Consider the following 22,529-nt stretch of genomic DNA (forward strand, 5'->3'; position numbering starts at 1 on the left):
TATGTTTAACAAAGCGTATTTAAAGCTATATTTTATTTGTGGTACACAAGATATACCAAAACAAACATCAATCATAGATGTTGTGACTGAAGCTTTAGAATCAGGAATTACAATGTTCCAATTTCGAGAAAAAGGGGACGGTTCATTAACAGGAAATGCCAAAATTGAACTTGCACAAAAATTATTATCTTTATGTAAAAGTTATCATGTTCCTTTTATTGTTAATGATGATGTAGACTTAGCAAAAGCAATAGATGCTGATGGAGTACATGTAGGACAAAATGATGCCAATATTGATGCATTCGCCAGTACATTTAGTAATAAAATAATAGGTCTTAGTGTAAGTGATTTAGAAGAATATCAAGTATCGGACTTAACCAATGTTGATTATATCGGTGTTGGACCGATGTATCATACGGGCTCAAAATCAGATGCTAAAGCTCCAGTGGGTCCAGGAATGATTCAAACATTAAGAACTAAAGTTCAAGATTTTCCAATCGTTGCAATTGGAGGTATTAATACAAAAAATGCTCAAATCATTATGAATCATGGTGCAGATGGATTATCAATTATTTCAGCAATCTCGAAAAGTTCAAATATCCAAGAAACTGTACAACAATTTTTACAAACTGTTGAATAATGCGGAAAATTTCTTTTTTTGTTTTCTACTTTCCTTTGAGTATGATAAAATAAATTTTATGTGAATATATCATTAGAGGTGGAAAAATGAAAAAGAAAGCGCTACTACCTTTATTATTAGGTGTAATGGTCCTTTTAGCAGGCTGTGACTACTCTAAACCTGAAAATAGAGATGGATTTTTCTTTAATACGTTTGTAGAACCAATGGACAAGTTAATTCATTGGTTGGGAACAAGTTTCAACAATGATTATGGTTTAGCAATAGTAGTACTTGTATTGGCAATACGTGTTGTATTATTGCCTTTCATGTTATCAAACTATAAAAATAGTCATATGATGCGAGAAAAAATGAAGGTTGCAAAACCGGATATTGATGCAGTTCAAGAAAAAGTTAAGCGTTCTAGAACGCAAGAAGAAAAAATGGCTGCAAACCAAGAAATGATGGAAGTATATAAAAAATACGATATGAATCCAATGAAGAGCATGTTAGGTTGTTTACCAATCTTAATTCAAATGCCAATCATTATGGGCTTATTTTTCGTATTGAAATATCCGTCAAGTGGTGGATTTACGGAACACCCAAATTTCCTTTGGTTTAACTTGTCTCAACCTGATATTTGGATTACTGTTATCGCTGGTATTTTATACTTCTTACAAGCTTTTGTATCAAGTAAGAGTATGCCAAATGAACAACGTCAAATGGGTTATATGATGATGATTATTTCTCCAATTATGATTGTTTGGATTTCTTTAAGTTCTGCGTCAGCATTAGGTCTTTATTGGTCAGTCAGTGCGGCATTCTTGATTGTACAAACTCAAGTTGCCAACATGTATTATTCTAATCTTGCTAAAAAAGAAGTTGCTCCAATGATTGAAGCAATGAAGAACAATAATTCTGAAAAAGCTAGCAAAGGTAAAAACACACAAGTAGCACCTAAGAAATCTAAAAAGAAATAATGCATTACATCATTAATTTAAATGATAGACCTGGTACATAATATATAGCAGGTATAAAGTTTAGAAGCACTTGAGATGATTATCTCAAGTGCTTCTATTTTTTATATTTAAAATAAATGTATCTTAGTTTCGAAAGTGACTTAGCTATCCAATATATAAAGATGGTCTACAAAGTCTGGAACAAACATACTTGAATTTTTAAAAATACCATTCTTTGAAAAAAGTATCTACATAATTTTTCATAAATTCATGTCGTTGTTGCGCTAAATTTTTTGCTGTTTGAGTGTGCATGAGTGATTTAAGTTTAAATAATTTTTCATAAAAGTGTTTTATTGCAGAAGGTTTCCAATCAAAATATGATTGATTAGATTTTTTTATATTATTGGATTGTTGGTCAATCCACATAGGTTCACCAAAATGACCTGCAAATTGAAATGTGCGTGCTATACCAATTGCACCAATCGCATCTAAACGATCAGCATCACGAACAATTTGTCCTTCAATCGATAATTTAACATGATCATTTTTACCATTTTTATAACTGATATGTTCAATAATATGTAACACATCTTGTTGTATTACGAGATCAAGTTCCAAACCATTGAGGAATTGTGCTAACTTTACTTTTGCTTCTTTAGTATTTGTAAGTTTGCTATCGATAGTATCGTGTAAAATACTTGCTAATTGTATGGTGAGTAAATGACCTTGTTGTTCATTGTTAGCAATATATTCTGCTAATCTTGTTACGCGTTGTATATGTGCAATATCGTGCCCGGTTGTATCATCTTTATGAAAAAGTTTCATGTAGTTTTGCGCTTTAGTGATTATATCTTCATTAGTCATATCAAGTTGCCTCCATTTTGACAAAAAACTAAACTAAATTATTAATTGAGATTTAATTGTTATAAAATTATAAATAATACATTGATGTGTTTAAATAGTGGGTGATCAACAATCTTTCTAAGATGAAAGTATTAAGTGTTTTTACTAGAGTGACAAACAACATGTATATACTTTAAGCTTTTATAAGCGTAGAAATACATTTTTTAATTCGGTTGTTTATAATTACTAAGATTAAAAATGTCCGAGACATATGATAAGTCTCGGACTGATAATGATTCTATAAAATCGGAGATAATAATCTTGAAATGCCTTCTTTAAATTTGACCCATAAACTTCTTTGTTCATATAGTGCTTTAGTTAATCTATAAGAGACATTTAAATCTTTTTCAAAAGCCTTTCTTAAAGCTTTAGCAATATGTGGGTCATAGATGAATGCGTTTATCTCAAAGTTTAATGTGAAGCTGCGGTGATCCATATTTGTTGTTCCAACACTGGAAACTTCATCATCAATGACGAGTGTTTTAGAATGTAAGAAACCATTATTGTAGTGAAAGATATTCACACCAGCATCTAATAAAGAAGCAACGTTATTGTATGTTGCCCAATAAACAAAAGGATGATCCGGTTTATTAGGTATCATGATATTTACGTTCACGCCACCTAAAGAAGCAATTTTAACAGCATCTAAAAATGCTTGATCGGGAATAAAATAAGGCGATTGTATATAAATAGAATGCTTTGCTGAAGCAATCATTTTTAAATAACCGTATTTTATTTGTTCCCACGTTTCATCAGGACCACTAGAAGCAATTTGCACACCCGTCGTACCACCTGAATCTACGTCTGGAAAATAACGTTCTTCATATCTTAAATTATCACGTGTTGAGTGTGAGTTCCAGTCAAGCATAAAACGAAGTTGTAAAGCGTTAACGGCATCACCAACGATACGGAGATGTGTATCTCTCCAGTATCCAAATTTTTTCTTAAGTCCCAAATATTCATCACCGACATTAAATCCACCTACGTAACCAATATGTCCATCGATAACAACAATTTTTCTATGATTTCGATTATTCATTCTCAAATTGATTAATGGTAATTTAGATGGAAAGAATGCTTCAACGAGTCCACCTTTTTTTCTAAAAGCTTTAAAGTCTTTTATAGATAAACCTCTAGAACCCATATCGTCATAAAGCATTTTCACTTCGACACCTTCGTCAAGCTTATGTTCTAATGCAGTTAATATTCGTTTTCCTAGATAATCATTACGGAAAATATAGTATTGAATATGTATATAATCTTTGGCATTATATATATCTTCAATAAGTGCATCAAACTTTTCTTTTCCATCTATAAAGATGCTTATATCATTATCAGTAGTTAAGAAAGCCGCATTATTATACAATAACATTTGAACCATATCTTTAAATTTTACGATTTGATGATTGCCTTTAGAAAAATCATCATTTTTCAAGGCTTCTAGTTGTTCATTTACAATCATTTCAATGCCGACTTTATCTTCTTCATCTAAACTAAAGATATGTTCGCGTTGGATTTGGCGACCAAAAAGTAAATACACGATAAAACCTAAAATAGGTATAAGACCCAAAACCAATATCCATGCCCAAACAGAACCAGCAGATCGTCGCTCCATAAAGATAATTGTAAATGCAAAGATTAGGTTTAATATAAATGCGCCAATCAGAATAACATTAATGATGACGTTTGTATGGTTGTAAGTTATAGCAAAAATATCTATCATATTAAACCTCCAAATTGCTATTCAATTAATTTACAATTGATAAATTCTTCATCATTGTAACATGGTACCACGTTTTTATCACTTGACTAATACCTGATAGGGGTATATTATAAATATATATTAAGAGGGGGCGTTGGATCATGGCAGAAATGCAAAAAGCGCATCATTCTGAACAAATTAAATCAAATTTAAAATCTCGTTTAAATCGCATTGAAGGACAAGTAAGAGCGATCAATCGTATGATTGATGAAGATGTATATTGTGATGATGTGCTTACACAAATTAGAGCGACAAGATCAGCACTTAATAGTGTTGCTACGAAATTATTAGATCACCATATGAAAAGTTGTATTATGGATAAAGTGAACCAAGGTGAGCAACAAGAAGCAATGGATGAGTTGTTGGTAACTTTCCAAAAGTTAATGAAAGATTAGAACAGGTGACGCCAATGGAATCACAAACGATTTATTTACGTAAAATAGATAATAAACAAGATAAGCTTCAAATAGAAAGAACATTATCACAAATCATCGGTGTGAATCATGTTTCAGTTGAAATTGAAAAAGCACAAGTGTTTATAGAATTTGAAACACCAGCAAGTTTAAACAATTTAGAAAAAGACTTATATGATTTAGGATTTGAAATTTTGTATTAAATCGACTTTAGTCATTGAAATGTTATCTTTCTCATATCATGTTATAAAGTACAGGGTGAAACAATCAATAGACTGACTGGTATTGATTTATATTCTGTTTTTGTTTTTATTGCTTATAATAATTATAAGTGAATGTTTTAAAATTACGTAATAAAACAAAAATTATTTTATAAGATAAAGAAAATTTCAATAACATGTAGTAATTCGGAAATAAATAGGGTAAGATATAATAGAAGCTAGAATTTAGGAGTGATGATATGAGTAAAGATAACGAAAAGATTCAAAATGTAGTTAAACTATTATCATCATTAGGGGTAAACATAAAGAAAACTAAATCAAGATTAGAAGTTATGCATACTTTACCAACGACTGTGAAAACCGCTAACGAATTGAAATAGTGCGTTACCCATACAAAGATTAAAAGCATATATGCAAATTTAAGAGGCTGAGACATTAATTGTCTCAGCCTCTTATTGTTAAAGCAGCAGTTAATCTTGACTTGAAGGGATGGTACGGTGAAGCCTTATTAAATAAATTGATTTTCTACTCATTCCATTTTAGTGTGCCGTGTTGAACGATAAATTTATAAAAAACAAAAGCGTTGAAAACTTTTTGATCTAAGAGTTTTCAACGCTTTTTAAATATGTCAATGCAAAACAAGTAGCTATTTGTTTTGCGTTGTATATTGTCTAGATTGGTGATAATAAATTGATAATATCACACCAATACCACACATTAAACTCCATAATGAGCTACCACCATAACTAATAAATGGCAATGGTATACCCGTAATTGGTAATAACTGAATGGTCATACCAATATTTTCTAGGATATGGAATAGAATCATTGTAGTAAATCCAATGATGAAAATTTTACTGAACGGTAATTCAATTTTAGTAGCAAGTCTTACTAAGTGAAAAATAAATGCAAGAAAAATCAATAGCAAAATGACTGAACCAATAAAACCAAATTCTTCCCCAATAACTGAGAAAATAAAATCCGTATGGTTTTCCGGAATATAAACTTCACCTTGATTGAACCCTTTACCAAATAGTTGTCCAGAACCAATCGCTTTAAGTGATTCTGTTAAATGAAATCCATCACCACTACTATAAGTATAGGGATCAAGCCACGAATTGATACGACTTAATTGGTAAGGTTGAATGCCGAAACTATTTTCTAAAATAGAAGGTTTATAAATCACTGATAATATCACCGTAGAAGCAATAACGACTGACCCTATTAATATAGGTGCTAGTATCTTCCAAGTGATTCCACTGATTATCATAACACCGACAATAATCGCAAAGATAACTAGTGTTGTACCTAAATCATTTTGCAATAATATAAGTACCATAGGGATAAAAGCTATACCGATAATTTTAAAGAATAATTTAAAGTCAGTTTCTAAAGATTTGTTAAATGTAAATTGGTTATGTTTAGTTACAATTTTGGCCAAAGCTAAAATCATAACTATTTTCATAAATTCGGATGGTTGAACACTAATTGGTCCAAACGTATACCAACTTTTTGCCCCGTTAATAATCGGTGTGATAGGTGTTTCTGGAATAATTAGTAATAACAACAATGAGAAACAAAGTATAATATAAAGTAAATATGTATATTTCATAAGTTTTTTAGGTGAAATTAGCATTATTAGAAATGCGATAATCGCCCCAAAAACATAATATAGTATCTGGCGTATACTAAAGTTAGCGCTATATTGACCTCCGCCCATTGCAGAACTAATAAACGTAATACTTATGATTGCTAGTAATGCGATGAAGCCAATTAAAATCCAGTCTATTTTTCGGATCCAATGATTATTTTTTGATTGACGTGAAGTATTCATTTCTTACTCCTTTGGAAAACTATTATTTCAATTACTTGTAGTATATATAGATTTTACCGAACTTTATACGATTTTGCTAGAAGTAGGGTATGTAAAACTTAAATAATTATTTTAAGTGTCATTGAAGTTTTCACTTTAAATACTTTAAAAACTTCAATATACTTATAAAAAACAATTATTTTACAACTACATAACAAATGCAAAATGCTAATAAATCGTGATATGATGTAGTTTAAGAATTCTATATGGAGGCTAAAATATGGCTAAAGAAAATGTTTGTATCGTATATGGAGGGAAAAGTGCTGAACACGATGTATCAATATTAACAGCACAAAATGTCTTAAATGCGATTGATAAAGAAAAATATCAAGTGGACATTATTTACATAACAAACGATGGAGATTGGAAAAAGAAAGAAAATATCGTAGATCCTATAGATGACATAGATGCGTTACGATTAGCAGATGTTCCTGCCGGAGAAATCTCCAAATTATTAAATGAAGGTAGCCTTGGCACAGCATATAGTGCGGTTTTCCCATTACTACATGGACCGAATGGTGAAGATGGAACAATTCAAGGTTTATTTGAAGTGTTAGATATTCCATACGTTGGTAATGGTGTGCTAGCAGCCTCAAGTTCAATGGATAAGCTTGTGATGAAACAACTCTTTGCGCATAGAGGCTTACCTCAATTACCATATGTAAGTTTCTTAAGAAGCGAATATCAAAAATACGAAAATAATATTTTGAAATTAGTACATGACAAGTTAGAATATCCTGTATTTGTGAAACCTGCAAATTTGGGATCAAGCGTAGGTATTAGTAAGTGTAACGATGAGGAAGAGTTGAAACAAGGTATAGAAGAAGCATTTCAATTTGATCGTAAATTAGTAATTGAGCAAGGCATCAACGCTAGAGAAATTGAAGTGGCTGTCTTAGGTAATGACTACCCAGAAACGACTTGGCCGGGAGAGGTAGTTAAAGATGTGGCATTTTATGATTACAAAGCTAAGTATAAAGATGGAAAAATCAAATTGGATATTCCAGCTGACTTGAATGATGATGTAAAAATGACTTTAAGAAATATGGCTGTAGAAGCATTTAAAGCAACAGATTGTTCAGGATTATTGCGCGCTGATTTCTTTGTAACGGAAGATAATCAAATTTTTATAAACGAGACAAATGCTATGCCTGGTTTCACAGCTTATAGTATGTATCCAAGTTTATGGGAAAACATGGGCGTAAGTTATGCAGAACTCATAAGTAAATTAATTGAATTAGCAAAAGAAAAACATGAAGATAAAAAGAAAAATAAATATAAAATTGATTGAGGCGGTTAAATCATGATTGAAGTAACTTTAGAACAAATTCAAGATTGGATTCCATGCGAGATTGATAATGACTATTTAGATTACACAATTAAAGGTGTTTCTATAGATTCAAGAAAAATCGACGAACAAAATTTGTTTATTCCTTTTAAAGGAGAACATGTCGACGGACATAAATATGTGAATCAAGCATTGGAAGATGGTGCGGGAGCGGCATTTTGTCAGAAGGACAGTGTTTTAGCCCCTCAAATTTCTGGACCTATTATTTGGGTAGATGACACATTGGAAGCATTGCAGCAGTTAGCCAAAGCCTATTTGGCATTTGTTAATCCATTTGTGATCGCTGTTACAGGTTCTAATGGTAAAACAACGACTAAAGACATGATAGAAAGTGTATTAAAGCCTCAATTTAAAGTGAAAAAAACACTAGGAAATTATAATAATGAAATCGGTATGCCGTTAACCATTTTGCAATTAGATCAAGATACTGAAATTTCTATATTAGAAATGGGTATGTCTGGTTTTCATGAAATTGAAGCATTATCACAATTAGCTAACCCAGATATTGCAATTATTACTAATATTGGTGAATCACATATGCAAGATTTAGGATCGCGTGAAGGTATAGCGAAAGCTAAAGCGGAAATTTCATTTGGTCTTAAACCTCAAGGTCTATTTATCTACGATGGAGATGAGCCATTATTAAAGCCTCATGTCGATAAATTAGTAGATATAGATTTAATGAGTATAGGTAAAAAAGAAAATAATGATTTAGTTTGTAAAATTGACAATATAGATGATACTGGTATTATTTTTAATATTAATGAAAATGAGCATTATGAATTACCAATTTTAGGTGAACATAATATGAAAAACGCAACTATAGCTATAGCTGTTGGTAAACGGCTTAATCTGAGTTATGAAACGATACATCAAAATATTCAAGCGGTTCAACTTACAGGTATGAGAATGGAACAACACCATACCGACTCCGATACGCTTGTTATCAATGATGCTTATAATGCTAGTCCAACTAGTATGAAAGCCGCTATTGATACACTCAGCAGTATGGGAGGCCGCAAGATACTTGTGTTAGGTGATGTCTTAGAATTAGGGCCTAATAGTCAAACAATGCATGAAGCGGTTGGTGATTATTTAGTTAATAAACAAATCGATGCGTTATATACTTATGGAACAGAAGCGGGTCATATTCATCGTACAGGCAAAGCGTTTGTAAAATATGCAGAACATTTTACAGATAAAGCTGCACTGATACAGTCATTAAAATCAAATACTGAACCACAAGATAAAATACTAATTAAAGGTTCAAGAGGGATGCAATTAGAAGAAGTTGTAGATGCCTTAATTTAAAATTATTAACACCACATTTCATATCACTTTTATTAGTGGGAAAGTGGTGTTTTATTTTGTTATAAATAAAATAGATATTTCGATAGTTAGTAACTTGAACTAGTTCATTTAAGTTACTATTTTTAAAAATTACTAAAAATTATCAATATAAATAAATCTACAATTTTTTTTCGTAAACAAAAATAAATACTGGTAAATATAATTAAACGCTTACAACCTATATATCACAGTATTTTCTCAGTTTACTTTGATTATTAATGAGGGGAATTATGTCATTATAATAAATTTGGTTTATTGCGATTATAGACTTGAGGTGGTACTATAAAGAAGTTGAAGAAACTTAGATGAACATATATGTAGAGAAATACAGATAAATAAAGGAGAATTATATTGCAAAATTTTAAAGAATTAGGGATCTCAGATAAAACGGTAGAAACCCTAGTATCAATGGGGTTCGATGAGGCCACTCCTATACAAAAAGAGAGTATCCCTCTTGCCTTAGAAGGTAAGGATGTTCTTGGTCAAGCGCAAACAGGTACAGGAAAAACAGGCGCTTTTGGTATTCCACTTATTGAAAAAGTGGCAGGACAAGATGGAGTTCAATCATTAATATTAGCACCAACTAGAGAATTGGCGATGCAAGTTGCTGAATCACTTAGAGCATTTGCGACCGGCCAAAATGTACAAATAGTAACTGTATTTGGTGGAATGCCAATAGATCGTCAAATTAAATCACTTAAAAAGGGTCCACAAATTGTTGTAGGTACACCTGGACGTGTTATTGATCATTTAAATCGTCGTACGTTAAAAACAAACACTATTCATACATTAATATTAGATGAAGCAGATGAAATGATGAATATGGGCTTTATTGATGATATGAAATTTATTATGGATAAAATACCAGCAGAACAACGTCAAACAATGTTATTTTCAGCTACAATGCCAAAAGCTATTCAAACATTGGTACAACAATTTATGAAATCACCAGAAATTGTTAAAACTATGAATAATGAAATGTCAGATCCTCAAATAGATGAATATTACACAATTGTAAAAGAATTAGAAAAATTTGATACATTTACAAATTTCTTAGATGTACATCAACCTGAGTTAGCAATTGTTTTTGGTCGTACTAAGCGTCGTGTTGACGAACTAACAAGTGCGTTAATTTCAAAAGGATATAAAGCTGAAGGTTTACATGGCGATATCACACAAGCTAAACGTTTAGAAGTATTGAAGAAATTTAAGAACGACCAATTAGATATCTTAGTTGCTACAGATGTTGCAGCAAGAGGACTCGATATATCAGGTGTAAGCCATGTTTATAACTTTGATATACCTCAAGATACTGAAAGTTATACTCACAGAATTGGCCGTACGGGTCGTGCTGGTAAAAAAGGTGTAGCAATTACTTTTGTTAACCCAATTGAAATGGATTATATCCGTCAAATTGAACAAACGAACAAACGACAAATGACTGCATTGAGACCACCGCATCGTAAAGAAGTGCTTAAAGCACGTGAAGAAGACATTAAAGGTAAAGTTCAAAACTGGATGTCAAGAGATAGCGAACCAAGACTGGAACGTATTGCAACAGAATTACTGGAAGAATATAATGATGTAAATTTAGTAGCAGCATTATTGCAAGAGTTAGTTGAATCAAACGATGAAGTTGATGTTCAATTAACATTTGAAAAGCCATTATCTCGAGGCAAAGGTCGCCAAGGTAAAGGTGGACCAAAACGTGGTGGAAACCATAAACGTGGTGGCGGCAAATTCGATAGCAGAAATCGTCGTCCAAATAAAGGCGGCTTCAACAATAAAAAGAAAAATGATAGATCATCAGATAGAAACAACAAAAAATCAATGAAGGGTCGCACATTCGCAGACCATAAAAAATAAAATACTTTATCATATATGAATTTTAGGTTTAGTCACTCCAATTTATTGGAGTGATTTTTTTATATCTAAAATCGATTCAATCACATAAAAGTGATTAGAAAAAGTGGGAAATTAAAGTGATGATAAAAATATTAGAATAATCATTGCCTTCTACGACGATAATGAAGCAAACATGTCCCTATGTTATAATGAATTGAAAAATTTTATGGAGGAGTGTAATTATGACTAACGACCAACAATTTAGGCGCAGCCCTAAACAAGCGATGAGATATTATTACATACTAGAAGCTCTTGAATTGATTGTTAGTTTATTATTTATGATTGCATTAGTATTTTTATGGAATCATTATAATTGGTGGCATTTTTTAATTTACATATTTATTGCAATAACGATTTTTGATGTAATATATATGCTGTTGAGACCTTGGTTGAAGTATAAATATACTTTTTACTGCGTCAAAGACCAATATATTGAAATCAAAACAGGAATATTTTTTAAAAAGAATGAAATTGTTAAATATGAGCGAACGCAATTTTTAAAAAGAAAAAGCAATCCATTATTAAAACAATTACATATATCAAGGCTAACTTTGGTGACAGCTGGCCACTCACTTGATTTCCCGTTGATGTTAACAAAGGAAATTGAAGTATTTGAACATAATATTTTAAAATACTTACGAGGAGCTGATTATGATGTATAGTCCTCAAAAATTACATCCAATTTCATACATAACTGGAATAATAGAGGCGATTAAACAAAATATTATTTTGATTTTTATTTTTTTAGTGTTTAATTTACGCAACTTTGATTTTACGGATTATAAATCATATATCTATCCAGGCATTGTTACTATTATCTTTCTGATTTCGTTTATAATACAAATATTAAAGGTTTATAACACTAGATATTGGATTGAAAATGATCATTTTATTTTAGCCACTGGTATTTTTAGTAAAGAAAGGAAAGAGTTAAATATACGCAGAATTCAAACGTTAGATACTTCACAAGGTATTATTAATCAAATTGTGGGTGGGGTAATACTTCAAATTAAAACGCCTAGTGATGGTATAGAGTTAGACACTGTATCCAAAAATCAAAGTGATTTTATACAGCAAACATTAAAAGAAAAACAGCAAAAACTAACTCAAAATAGCGAAATCAGTGACAACAATGATTCTTTTGCAGAGCAGGATGCTGAAAAAGAACAAAAAATGCAGTCGCCAGCTATGAATATTTATAAATTAAACTTTAAAGAACTTTTATTTATGGCTTTAACAAGTGGTGTCATTGGTGTAGCTTTTGCAACATTGTCACCAGTCATGTTTGCATTAAGTGATATTTTACCTTGGCATAAAATTACCAATACATTTTCTGAAATTTTTCAGACTGCTTTTATGATTATTTTAATGATTGTTGTCTTGGTCATTGTAGTGAGTTATATTTTTGGCACTATCATAGAAATAGTTAGAAATTTTAATTATACGGTTAAGCAACAAGGTACACAGTTAAATATTCAATATGGTTTGTTTAATGTCAAAAGTATTACTGTACCAACTGACCGTGTGCAAGCGATTGTAGAACGTCAATCATTTATAAGAAAGTTATTTGGCTATACTTCAATTCATTTTGTAATTACGAGTGATATGGATGGTGTTGATAAGGATGATGTTACTCTAGGCGGCAATGTAATGATTTTACCATTTATTAAGAGGCAAAAAGCATTTTATCTGATAAAGCACCTGATACCAGACATGAAATTCACTGAACCAAAACTAGGCATGCCTTGGAGGGGATTTCATAGGTATTTTTGGAGAGAATCACTAGTATTACTTATCGGTGCTACGATTGCTACTTATTACTGGTCTGTTTGGTCATTTGTTATTGCAGGGTGCCTAATATTAATAATGATTCTTCACAGTTTTATCGTTATTAAATCCTCTGGTTTAAACTTAAATCACGATGAATTAGTTGTGCGGAATGTAACTATGTTTGGATTTAAAAACACATATTTTAAACACAACAAATTGTTAGGTATGGAAATGTCAGAAAATCCGTTTCTTATTCGAAGTAACCTAGCAAACTTTAAATTTATCATTGCTAAAGCGGCTGGCAGTGCAGAAATAGGGTTAAAATATAGTGAAGTTAGTCATGTGGAAAAACTAAAATCATGGTATTTGAGAGGTGATTTTGATGAATGAATATAATTATATGGATCCATCAGGAAAAACAGTCATTTGTATTGCTTCAATAATTACTGCAATTTTATTAATTTTGGCTTTATCAATTATTACAGTAATAGATAAGGTATGGTTACATTTAATAAGTTCTAAAGTCATGTTTTGGTTATGGACGATTAATATCATAATTGCATTCATTGTTATCATTATCGGTGGTATGATTAGACCGATTTATAAATATAAAATATTTAGATATAAGTTAGAAAATCAAGAAATCACGGTTAGAAATGGCTTGTGGTTTATTAATGTAGTGAAAATTCCTTTGTTTCGTATTCAAAATGTCGATACCCATGAAGGTATCTTAATGAGAAAATATAATTTGGCGAGTTTAACCTTGTCGACAGCCGGTGGAAATACTGAAATAAAGCTAATTGACAAAAATAAAGCAAATACATTGAAACAAGAAATAAAAAAAGGTAATCATTCTATGCCACAGAATTTATAATAAAAAACTTGTCATAGAAAGGCAGGAGTAGCTAATGATACATGGTATAGGCGTTGATTTAATAGAAATAGCTAGAATAAAAAAACTTTACTATAGACAAGACAAATTGGTAGAACGTGTATTGTCAAAAAATGAGCAACAACACTTTCATCAATTTAAAAGTGAAACGCGTAAAATAGAATTTTTAGCGGGAAGATTTACCTGTAAAGAAGCTTTTAGCAAAGCGCTCGGTACAGGACTTGGAAAAACTATAGCATTAAATGAAATAGATTGTTTTAATGATGAACTTGGAAAACCATGTATACATTATGATGGTTTTACAGTTCATGTAAGTATTTCACACACAGAACATTACGCAATGAGCCAAGTCATTATAGAAAAATAAAAAACGATTTTAATATAAAGTTTTGGCTATCTTTATTTAATTGTTATAAAATTAATTTAATGTATGTCAAAGTGTAACTTTATTTTTGAAATGGAGGTCTCGTTTAATGACTGATAAGTATTATAGATCCACATATTTAAACGTAGATTTAAATGCAATTGTGGCAAATTTTCAAGTTTTCCAAAAATTACACCCAAATAAAACGGTGATGCCAATCGTAAAAGCGAATGCTTATGGCCTTGGCAGCGTGAAAATCGCACGTTACCTTATGGATCATGGCGCTGATTTTTTTGGCGTAGCAACTTTGGATGAAGCGATAGAATTAAGAATGCACGGTATAGATGCTAAAATTTTAATATTAGGAGTTATACCTACATATAATATTAATAAAGCCATACAACATCGTGTAGCAATCACTATTCCATCAAAAGCATGGTTAGTTGAAGCGTTAAAAGAAATTCCAGAAGATAACGACAAAGATTTATGGTTACACGTAAAAATAGATACTGGCATGGGAAGATTAGGTATTAAAGATGCAGCGGAATATAAAGAAGTTATTGAGTTAATCCATAATCATGATCATTTAGTATTTGAAGGGGTATTTACGCATTTTGCATGTGCAGATGAACCTGGAGAATCAATGAATCAGCAACAAAGTTTATTTGAATCAATTGTCAATGAAGAAGAAAAGCCACAGTATATACATTCGCAAAATTCTGCAGGCGCATTAATGAAAGATAGCCAATTCTGTAATTCAGTGCGGGTGGGTATATCATTATACGGTTATTATCCTTCAAGTTATGTTAAAGACAGTGTGAAAATACATTTAAAACCAAGTGCGCAATGGATTAGTGAAATTGTACAAACAAAAGTCTTGCAACCAGGCGAATCTGTGAGTTATGGCAGTATTTATACAGCGACAGAACCTACAAAAATAGGTATTATTCCTGTTGGTTATGCAGATGGATTTCCAAGAATGATGACCGGATTTAATGTAAATGTTAACAGCAAACAATGTGAAATTATTGGAAAAGTTTGCATGGATCAAATAATTATAAAAATTCCAGAAGAAATTCAAACTGGTGATAAAGTGATATTGTTGGATCATCATTCAGACAGTGAACAATCTGTGGAAGCGCTGGCATATCAACAACATACTATCAATTATGAAGTTTTATGTCGCTTAAATAGGAGATTGCCACGTATCTATTATGGTACTCAAGACCTAGAAATCCTTAATGAATTACTAAAATAGTATAGTCACTGTATTTAAAATTTGTTATTATATATCTAACAAGAAATCTCAATATATTCTATTTTAGTCACATGGAGGTCTTTATTCATGGCAAGTTTTAATCAAAGCAGAAATCATAGTATTGAACAACTATTAAAAGAAGGCTATTCGCAAATGGCTGACTTGAATCTCTCCCTTGCGGCGGAAGCATTTCCATTTGAATGTGAAGCTTGCGATTGCAATGAAGTCTACATTATATCTAAGAATAACAATGAATGATGAGAAGAGGAGACGTTTATTTAGCTGATTTGTCACCAGTACAGGGTTCTGAACAAGGGGGAATAAGGCCCGTAGTCATTATACAAAATGATACTGGTAACAAGTATAGTCCTACCGTAATTGTAGCTGCAATTACAGGTAGGATTAATAAAGCTAAAATACCTACACATGTAGAAATAGAAAAAAGCAAGTATAAACTCGACAAAGATTCTGTTATATTGTTAGAGCAAATACGGACGTTAGACAAGAACAGATTAAAAGAAAAACTGACATATCTATCTGAAGAAAAAATGCAAGAAGTTAATAATGCTATAGATATTAGCCTAGGTTTACATAATATTAGAAATCATAGAACATAATTTTTAAAAGTGAGCGTAATAAAATAACGAATAACAGACATCAATTCCTTATACATGCAACAAACACTTAATTCCAAGATAATTTGAAATAGAACAGAGAAAATAAAGCATGTGTTTGTAATCAAATATTTATGAATAGGATGTTTAAGTTGAAAAGCTTTAGGTTATCCTAAAGCTTTTTTCGATATCAACGTAAAGTATGTATTTAAAAACATCTCACTTTGCTAGAAACAAAACTGTATTGCTTGATTAAATATTTAATACACATACATATAACAGAATATATTCTTGTTAAAACCGATGTATGCGATTTATATTTGCATTTTGAGGAGGAAATACTGAGTGAAAGAGTTCAAAAATCAATATAAAGCGCTAATTGACGAAAGTCTACACACAGTAAATGAGACAGATTTATTAAAAAAGTGTGAAGGCTTCACCGAAGAAGTGAAAAGAAAAGACTTGCTACCAGAAGATATCGTTGAAATTCATAAAAATTATGTTCAAGCATTAGAGTTAAGTAGTGAACAAATTTCTAAAACATTCAACGTACTTAAAGAAGTAGTAAAAGGATTTGGCTATAATTATAGAGATTATCAAGATCTTGTAAATCGATTACAATATCATGATAAAGAAATCGACTTAGCATCCCGTTTACAGCAAACGATGCTTAAGACAGATATTCCTCAATTCGATAGTATTCAAATCGGTGTAATTTCCGTAGCTGCGCAAAAGGTTAGTGGCGATTACTTTAATTTAATAGATCATAAAGACGGTACGATGAGTTTTGCAGTAGCAGATGTTATAGGTAAAGGTATACCTGCTGCCTTAGCTATGAGTATGATCAAATTTGGTATGGATTCATATGGGCATTCCCAATTGCCAAGCGATGGTCTTAAACGATTGAATCGCGTGGTAGAAAAAAATGTGAATCAAAATATGTTCGTAACGATGTTTTATGGACTGTATGAAGAATTAAACCACTTGTTATATTGCAGTTCTGCTGGCCATGAGCCAGGGTATATTTATAGAGCTGAAACCGAAACATTTGAGGAAATTAAAGTGAGAGGTCGCGTTTTAGGTGTTAGCCAACAAACACGATACAATCAACAAGAAATACCCGTTCATTTAGATGACTTAGTTATCATTTTTACAGATGGTGTCACAGAAGTAAGAAATGAAGCTGGTGACTTTTTAGATAAAAGTTATTTACTAGATATGATAAAAAAGTATAAACATATGCATCCACAAGACATTGTTCAACTTTTATATGAAGCAATTTTAAAAATTCAAAATCCAGAAAAAAGAGACGATTTAACAATATTGATAATAAAAAGAGTGAATTAGATAAGATTAATGATTAAAATAAAAGGGTATAACGGTTATTAATGAGACTATGCTTAGGAGTGTAATTTATGAATCTAAATATTGAAACAATATCACATGATACACATTATGAAGTTAAAGTTGGCGGAGAATTAGATGTTTATACTGTTCCAGAACTTGAAGAAGTACTCATGCCGATGAGACAAGAGGGAACGCATGATATATATGTAAATTTAGAAAATGTTAGTTATATGGATTCAACCGGTTTAGGACTATTTGTTGGAACATTAAAGGCTTTAAATCAAAACGATAAAGAATTATATATATTAGGTGCTTCAGATCGAATAAGTCGACTATTTGATATCACAGGTTTAAAAGATTTGATGCATGTTAATGAAGGAACGGAGGTCGAATAACATGCAACTTAAACAAGATTATATAGAAATGCGTTTACCAGCATCAGCAGAGTATGTAAGCTTAATACGTTTGACTCTATCAGGTGTATTTTCACGTGCTGGGGCGTCATATGACGATATAGAAGATGCCAAAATAGCAGTGAGTGAAGCAGTAACAAATGCAGTAAAACACGCATATAAAAACGATGCTACGGATGTAGGAATGATTAACCTTTGTTTTGAAATTTTTGATGATAAAATTAAAATAGTAATTTCCGATCAAGGGGAAAGTTTCGATTATGAAGAAACAAAAGCAAAATTAGGACCATATAAAGACAATGAAAATATAGATTTCCTTAGAGAGGGAGGTCTTGGTTTATTTTTAATTGAATCTTTAATGGATGAAGTTACAGTGGATAAAAACTCTGGTGTAACCATTAGCATGATTAAGTATATAAAAAAAGAGCAGGTGCGAAATAATGGCGAGAGAGTCGAAATCAGTTAATGACGTATCACCTGAACAAATCAACCAGTGGATAATGGAGCATCAAAATAATGAGAATTCAGATGCTCAAGATAAACTTGTTAAACATTATAAAAAGTTGATTGAATCATTGGCATATAAATATTCAAAAGGTCAATCTCATCACGAAGATCTCGTTCAGGTTGGTATGGTTGGTTTAATTGGTGCAATTAACCGATTCGACCTATCTTTTGATAGAAAGTTCGAAGCTTTTTTAGTACCAACTGTAATTGGTGAGATTAAGCGTTATCTACGTGATAAAACGTGGAGTGTGCACGTTCCTAGGCGAATTAAAGAAATTGGACCCCGTATTAAGAAAGTGACTGATGAATTGACAAATGAGTTAGAGCGCTCACCTTCTATTGCTGAAATTGCCGATAGGTTGGAAGTCAATGAAGAAGATGTGCTCGAAGCTATGGAAATGGGTCAAAGTTATAATGCATTAAGTGTAGACCATTCCATTGAAGCGGATAAAGACGGATCGACTGTTACATTATTAGATATTATGGGGCAACAAGATGATAATTATGATTTAACTGAAAAGCGTATGATATTAGAAAAAATACTCCCAATTTTATCTGAACGGGAAAGAGAGATTATACAGTGCACATTTATTGAAGGTTTAAGTCAAAAAGAAACAGGTGAAAGAATAGGTTTAAGTCAAATGCATGTATCCCGGTTACAACGAACAGCAATTAAGAAACTTCAAGAAGCAGCAAACCAATAAAATATATGCTTAAAGCAGAATTCATTTAATGAATTCTGCTTTTTTATACTTCGATTATTTTTAGGAAAAGAATCAAGATAACGTTATATGTTAGAATATATAAGTATTAGTAATAAATTTTTTATTTATGAGTGGAGGATACTATGGATAGTAATTTAATACAATCTATAAAAGAAAAATATAAATTTTCAAGTAAACAAATTAATGCAGTATTAACGTTGCTTGAAGAAAAAAATACAGTACCATTTATTGCACGCTATCGTAAAGAACAGACTGGCGGGTTAGATGAAGTAGAAATAAAACAAATTAATGATGAATATCAATATATGGTTAATCTTCAAAAAAGAAAAGAAGAAGTTATACATAATATAGAAGAACAAGGTTTACTGACTACAGAATTAAAAAATGACATTTTAAAGCAAACAAAGCTACAAAGAGTTGAAGATTTATATAGACCTTATAAACAGAAAAAGAAAACAAGAGCTACGGAAGCGAAAAGAAAAGGTTTAGAACCTTTTGCAAAATGGCTCAAAAATCCTAGTTTAGAAATGACAATAGAAGAAAAAGCAACTCAATTTTTCAATGAAGAAATAGAAAATATAGAACAAGCAATACAAGGTGCGCAAGATATTATTGCAGAAAAAGTTTCAGATGAACCTAAATATAGAACTAAAATACTTAAAGACACTTTTCAGCATGGCAAAATTGTTACACAAAAGAAAAAGAATGCTGAGGATGACCAAGAGATTTTTTCAATGTATTATGATTATTCAGAACCAATTAAAAAAATTGCAAATCATAGAACATTAGCAATCAATCGGGGAGAAAAAGAAAAAATACTATCAGTTAAAATAGATATGGATATTCAAGGCATTGAGAATTTTATTCGTAAGCATGAAATGATTCATCATCATGAAGGTTCAACAATTATTGAAAATGCGATTGCTGATAGTTTGAAAAGACTAATCATGCCTTCGATTGAAAGAGAGATAAGAGGTGACCTAACAGAAAAAGCTGAAAAACATGCTATTGATGTATTCAGCGAAAATTTAAGAAATTTATTATTACAACCACCAATGAAAGGGAAACAAATTCTAGGAGTGGATCCTGCTTTTAGAACAGGTTGTAAATTGGCTGTAATAAATCCTTTTGGCACTTTTATAGCTAAAGGAGTAATATACCCGCATCCACCAGTAAATAAAAAGGAAGACGCGGAGAAAACGTTTGTTCAGTTTGTAAATAACTATGATGTTGATTTAATTGCTATCGGTAATGGTACAGCTAGTAGAGAAACAGAACAATTTGTAGCTTCAATGATTCAAAAACATAAATTAAAAACACAATTTATAATTGTTAACGAGGCTGGAGCTTCTGTTTATTCTGCTTCAGAAATCGCTCGTTCAGAGTTCCCAGATTTTCAAGTAGAAGAACGTAGTGCTGTTTCGATTGGAAGAAGGGTACAAGATCCGTTAAGTGAGCTTGTAAAAATTGACCCAAAATCAATTGGCGTTGGTCAATATCAACATGATGTTAACCAAAAAGCATTGGAGGGCGCGTTAACTTTTGTTGTCGAAACAGCTGTTAACCAAGTAGGTGTTGATGTAAATACAGCTTCACGCTCACTATTGCAATATGTGTCGGGTCTGTCTTCGACTATAGCCCAAAACATAATTTTATACCGTGAAGAAAATGGGCCTATTAAACACAATAAGGATATTGCCAAAGTAAAAAGGTTAGGTGCTAAAACATTTGAACAAAGTATTGGTTTTTTAAGAATTATCAATGGTAGCGAACCTTTAGATAATACATCAATTCATCCAGAAAGTTACCAAGCAACTTATCAATTGTTAAGTGAGATTGGTTTTAGTGCAGATGATTTAGGAAAAGCTGATTTGAAAGCAGCTTTAAATCATGTGGATTTGACTGACATGGCTACAAAGCTAAACATTGGCGAACCCACCCTTGAAGATATTATCAAGTCGTTAATTGCACCAAATAGAGATCCACGTGATGAATTTGAGACACCAATATTAAAATCGGATGTCTTATCGATTGAAGATTTATCGAAAGATATGAAGTTAAGTGGAACTGTAAGAAATGTGGTTGACTTTGGAGCCTTTGTTGATATTGGTGTTAAACAAGATGGCCTTGTACACATTTCAAAATTATCTAAAAAATTTGTTAAAAACCCAATGGATGTTGTCAGTGTTGGAGATATTGTTGATGTTTGGATATTAGATATTGATGACAAGAAAGGGAAAGTATCACTAACTATGATTGATCCTCATGGATAATGAAAAATTACAAAGCATGACAGAGTCTATTTCTATCACAATTTTTAAAAGGCCGTTTAAACATAAAGCTTATTTTAATAAACGACTTAGAACAACTGGGGGGCGTTATATACTGAATACACACAATATAGAAATAAATGCAAAGCAATATGACGCTTTCGGTGAAAAGGCAGTTATTGATATTATTAAACATGAATTATGTCATTACCATCTTCATATACAAGGAAAAGGATATAAACACAAAGATAAAGATTTCAAGTTACTCAGTGCGCAAACAGGTGCCCCGAGATTTTGTTCAGCAGTTGAAAGCTATGAGAATCGAGTTAGGTACATCTATAAATGCTCAAACTGTGGTGTGAAATATGCTAGAATAAGAAAAGTGAATTTAAATAAAATGCTTTGTGGACATTGCAAAGGGAAATTGATAGAACAAAGCCATTTTTAAATAGTGAATTTAAGTAGCAAGAGAGCTGATACTTTTCAGCTCTTTTTTATTTAAGAATCACTTTACACGTTTGATATTAAAAAGACGATATAATTATATGAAATTTGTGCATTTAATTAGATAAAATAAATAAAAATGAATATTTTACTCTAATTCGTTATTTGTATGTGTTGACGATATATAATTTATGTTATATGATATTAAACGTTGCGAAAATAATATGAAATTAAATGAAGGACTTATTAAGTTTGTTAAAGAAATTTTAAAAACTTATTGACAAAACATTTCAAACATATTACAATTGAGTACGTTAACTTGATGAACGGAAAATTTTAGCGTCAACCGAGCGGCCGTGGCGGAATGGCAGACGCGCTAGGTTGAGGGCCTAGTGGGATTTATCCCGTGGAGGTTCAAGTCCTCTCGGCCGCATCAAAATACATTACATATCATTTATATGAAAATATGCGGGTGTAGTTTAATGGCAAAACCTCAGCCTTCCAAGCTGATGTTGTGGGTTCGATTCCCATCACCCGCTCCATTATGAAATATTAAAATGAACATTGAAAACTGA

24 protein-coding genes and 2 tRNA genes are annotated in these 22,529 nt (G+C 31.5%); 23 read left to right on the forward strand and 3 right to left on the reverse strand.

What is annotated here, in order from left to right:
- The first annotated feature begins 1 nt into the window (after window position 1).
- Together thiE and yidC are read left to right on the forward strand one after the other, a co-directional pair.
- Complete coding sequence (gene thiE / locus KA814_RS08865; RefSeq protein WP_064209848.1) at window positions 2-640, forward strand: thiamine phosphate synthase; 639 nt, start codon at window positions 2-4, stop codon at window positions 638-640.
- Between the two features lie 86 nt (window positions 641-726).
- Window positions 727-1,596 (forward strand): membrane protein insertase YidC, encoded by an 870-nt coding sequence (gene yidC / locus KA814_RS08870; protein ID WP_046207772.1) that lies wholly within the window; start codon window positions 727-729, stop codon window positions 1,594-1,596.
- Between the two features lie 198 nt (window positions 1,597-1,794).
- Here the strand turns inward: yidC and KA814_RS08875 are convergent, their stop codons facing one another.
- Both KA814_RS08875 and cls read right to left on the reverse strand, forming a co-directional pair.
- Window positions 1,795-2,439 (reverse strand): HD domain-containing protein, encoded by a 645-nt coding sequence (locus KA814_RS08875; protein ID WP_064209849.1) that lies wholly within the window; start codon window positions 2,437-2,439, stop codon window positions 1,795-1,797.
- Window positions 2,440-2,716: 277 nt separating this feature from the next.
- A complete protein-coding gene (cls, locus tag KA814_RS08880) occupies window positions 2,717-4,201 on the reverse strand; it encodes a cardiolipin synthase (protein WP_064209850.1) in 1,485 nt (494 codons plus the stop codon).
- A gap of 140 nt (window positions 4,202-4,341) precedes the next feature.
- Between cls and csoR the strand changes: the two genes are divergently transcribed.
- From csoR to KA814_RS08895, 3 genes are all read left to right on the forward strand, one after another.
- On the forward strand, window positions 4,342-4,635 hold the full coding sequence (gene csoR / locus KA814_RS08885) for a copper-sensing transcriptional repressor CsoR (RefSeq protein ID WP_046207775.1): 294 nt from the start codon (window positions 4,342-4,344) through the stop codon (window positions 4,633-4,635).
- Window positions 4,636-4,649: 14 nt separating this feature from the next.
- Complete coding sequence (gene csoZ / locus KA814_RS08890) at window positions 4,650-4,856, forward strand: putative copper chaperone CsoZ (RefSeq protein ID WP_046207776.1); 207 nt, start codon at window positions 4,650-4,652, stop codon at window positions 4,854-4,856.
- A gap of 257 nt (window positions 4,857-5,113) precedes the next feature.
- Window positions 5,114-5,254 carry an Lmo0850 family protein gene (locus KA814_RS08895; protein ID WP_099091318.1) on the forward strand — a complete coding sequence of 47 codons (141 nt, stop codon included), beginning with the start codon at window positions 5,114-5,116 and terminating at the stop codon, window positions 5,252-5,254.
- 266 nt (window positions 5,255-5,520) lie between these two features.
- Here the strand turns inward: KA814_RS08895 and KA814_RS08900 are convergent, their stop codons facing one another.
- On the reverse strand, window positions 5,521-6,708 hold the full coding sequence (locus tag KA814_RS08900) for an FtsW/RodA/SpoVE family cell cycle protein (protein ID WP_070657370.1): 1,188 nt from the start codon (window positions 6,706-6,708) through the stop codon (window positions 5,521-5,523).
- Window positions 6,709-6,967: 259 nt separating this feature from the next.
- Between KA814_RS08900 and KA814_RS08905 the strand changes: the two genes are divergently transcribed.
- The 18 genes from KA814_RS08905 (at window position 6,968) to KA814_RS08990 (ending at window position 22,496) form a co-directional block, all read left to right on the forward strand.
- On the forward strand, window positions 6,968-8,038 hold the full coding sequence (locus tag KA814_RS08905; RefSeq protein ID WP_046207778.1) for a D-alanine--D-alanine ligase: 1,071 nt from the start codon (window positions 6,968-6,970) through the stop codon (window positions 8,036-8,038).
- 12 nt (window positions 8,039-8,050) lie between these two features.
- Window positions 8,051-9,406: a UDP-N-acetylmuramoyl-tripeptide--D-alanyl-D-alanine ligase gene (locus tag KA814_RS08910; protein WP_064209852.1), complete on the forward strand. Its 1,356-nt coding sequence runs from the start codon at window positions 8,051-8,053 to the stop codon at window positions 9,404-9,406.
- A 390-nt stretch (window positions 9,407-9,796) separates the two neighbouring features.
- Complete coding sequence (cshA, locus tag KA814_RS08915; protein ID WP_064209853.1) at window positions 9,797-11,311, forward strand: degradosome RNA helicase CshA; 1,515 nt, start codon at window positions 9,797-9,799, stop codon at window positions 11,309-11,311.
- 221 nt (window positions 11,312-11,532) lie between these two features.
- On the forward strand, window positions 11,533-12,012 hold the full coding sequence (locus tag KA814_RS08920; RefSeq protein WP_046207781.1) for a PH domain-containing protein: 480 nt from the start codon (window positions 11,533-11,535) through the stop codon (window positions 12,010-12,012).
- Window positions 12,005-13,510 (forward strand): PH domain-containing protein, encoded by a 1,506-nt coding sequence (locus tag KA814_RS08925; RefSeq protein ID WP_064209854.1) that lies wholly within the window; start codon window positions 12,005-12,007, stop codon window positions 13,508-13,510. The genes KA814_RS08920 and KA814_RS08925 overlap by 8 nt, the downstream gene beginning before the upstream one ends.
- Window positions 13,503-13,994 carry a PH domain-containing protein gene (locus tag KA814_RS08930; protein ID WP_064209855.1) on the forward strand — a complete coding sequence of 164 codons (492 nt, stop codon included), beginning with the start codon at window positions 13,503-13,505 and terminating at the stop codon, window positions 13,992-13,994. The genes KA814_RS08925 and KA814_RS08930 overlap by 8 nt, the downstream gene beginning before the upstream one ends.
- A gap of 34 nt (window positions 13,995-14,028) precedes the next feature.
- Window positions 14,029-14,379, forward strand: coding sequence for a holo-ACP synthase (gene acpS, locus KA814_RS08935; RefSeq protein ID WP_046207784.1), 351 nt, complete (start codon window positions 14,029-14,031; stop codon window positions 14,377-14,379).
- A 106-nt stretch (window positions 14,380-14,485) separates the two neighbouring features.
- Entirely contained in the window at window positions 14,486-15,634 is a 1,149-nt protein-coding gene (alr, locus tag KA814_RS08940; RefSeq protein WP_064209856.1) for an alanine racemase, read from the forward strand.
- A gap of 87 nt (window positions 15,635-15,721) precedes the next feature.
- On the forward strand, window positions 15,722-15,892 hold the full coding sequence (gene mazE / locus KA814_RS08945) for a type II toxin-antitoxin system antitoxin MazE (RefSeq protein WP_046207786.1): 171 nt from the start codon (window positions 15,722-15,724) through the stop codon (window positions 15,890-15,892).
- A complete protein-coding gene (locus tag KA814_RS08950; RefSeq protein WP_019468010.1) occupies window positions 15,889-16,251 on the forward strand; it encodes a type II toxin-antitoxin system PemK/MazF family toxin in 363 nt (120 codons plus the stop codon). Before mazE ends, KA814_RS08950 begins: the two co-directional genes overlap by 4 nt.
- 342 nt (window positions 16,252-16,593) lie before the next feature.
- The gene (locus KA814_RS08955) at window positions 16,594-17,595 is read left to right on the forward strand and encodes a SpoIIE family protein phosphatase (RefSeq protein WP_046207787.1); all 1,002 of its coding nucleotides are present in this window, start codon (window positions 16,594-16,596) and stop codon (window positions 17,593-17,595) included.
- Window positions 17,596-17,663: 68 nt separating this feature from the next.
- The gene (locus KA814_RS08960) at window positions 17,664-17,990 is read left to right on the forward strand and encodes an anti-sigma factor antagonist (protein WP_046207788.1); all 327 of its coding nucleotides are present in this window, start codon (window positions 17,664-17,666) and stop codon (window positions 17,988-17,990) included.
- A 1-nt stretch (window position 17,991) separates the two neighbouring features.
- A complete protein-coding gene (rsbW, locus tag KA814_RS08965) occupies window positions 17,992-18,474 on the forward strand; it encodes an anti-sigma B factor RsbW (protein ID WP_064209857.1) in 483 nt (160 codons plus the stop codon).
- Entirely contained in the window at window positions 18,449-19,219 is a 771-nt protein-coding gene (sigB, locus tag KA814_RS08970; protein ID WP_046207790.1) for an RNA polymerase sigma factor SigB, read from the forward strand. The genes rsbW and sigB overlap by 26 nt, the downstream gene beginning before the upstream one ends.
- A gap of 143 nt (window positions 19,220-19,362) precedes the next feature.
- Window positions 19,363-21,513 carry a Tex family protein gene (locus KA814_RS08975; protein ID WP_064209858.1) on the forward strand — a complete coding sequence of 717 codons (2,151 nt, stop codon included), beginning with the start codon at window positions 19,363-19,365 and terminating at the stop codon, window positions 21,511-21,513.
- Window positions 21,506-21,958: a SprT family protein gene (locus tag KA814_RS08980; protein ID WP_064209859.1), complete on the forward strand. Its 453-nt coding sequence runs from the start codon at window positions 21,506-21,508 to the stop codon at window positions 21,956-21,958. The genes KA814_RS08975 and KA814_RS08980 overlap by 8 nt, the downstream gene beginning before the upstream one ends.
- Before the next feature lie 346 nt (window positions 21,959-22,304).
- Window positions 22,305-22,387 (forward strand) — tRNA-Leu (locus tag KA814_RS08985).
- Between the two features lie 35 nt (window positions 22,388-22,422).
- Window positions 22,423-22,496 (forward strand) — tRNA-Gly (locus tag KA814_RS08990).
- The last annotated feature ends 33 nt before the right edge of the window (window positions 22,497-22,529 follow it).

This window comes from Staphylococcus sp. GDY8P196P, from assembly GCF_017891705.1.
GTDB lineage: Bacteria > Bacillota > Bacilli > Staphylococcales > Staphylococcaceae > Staphylococcus > Staphylococcus ureilyticus.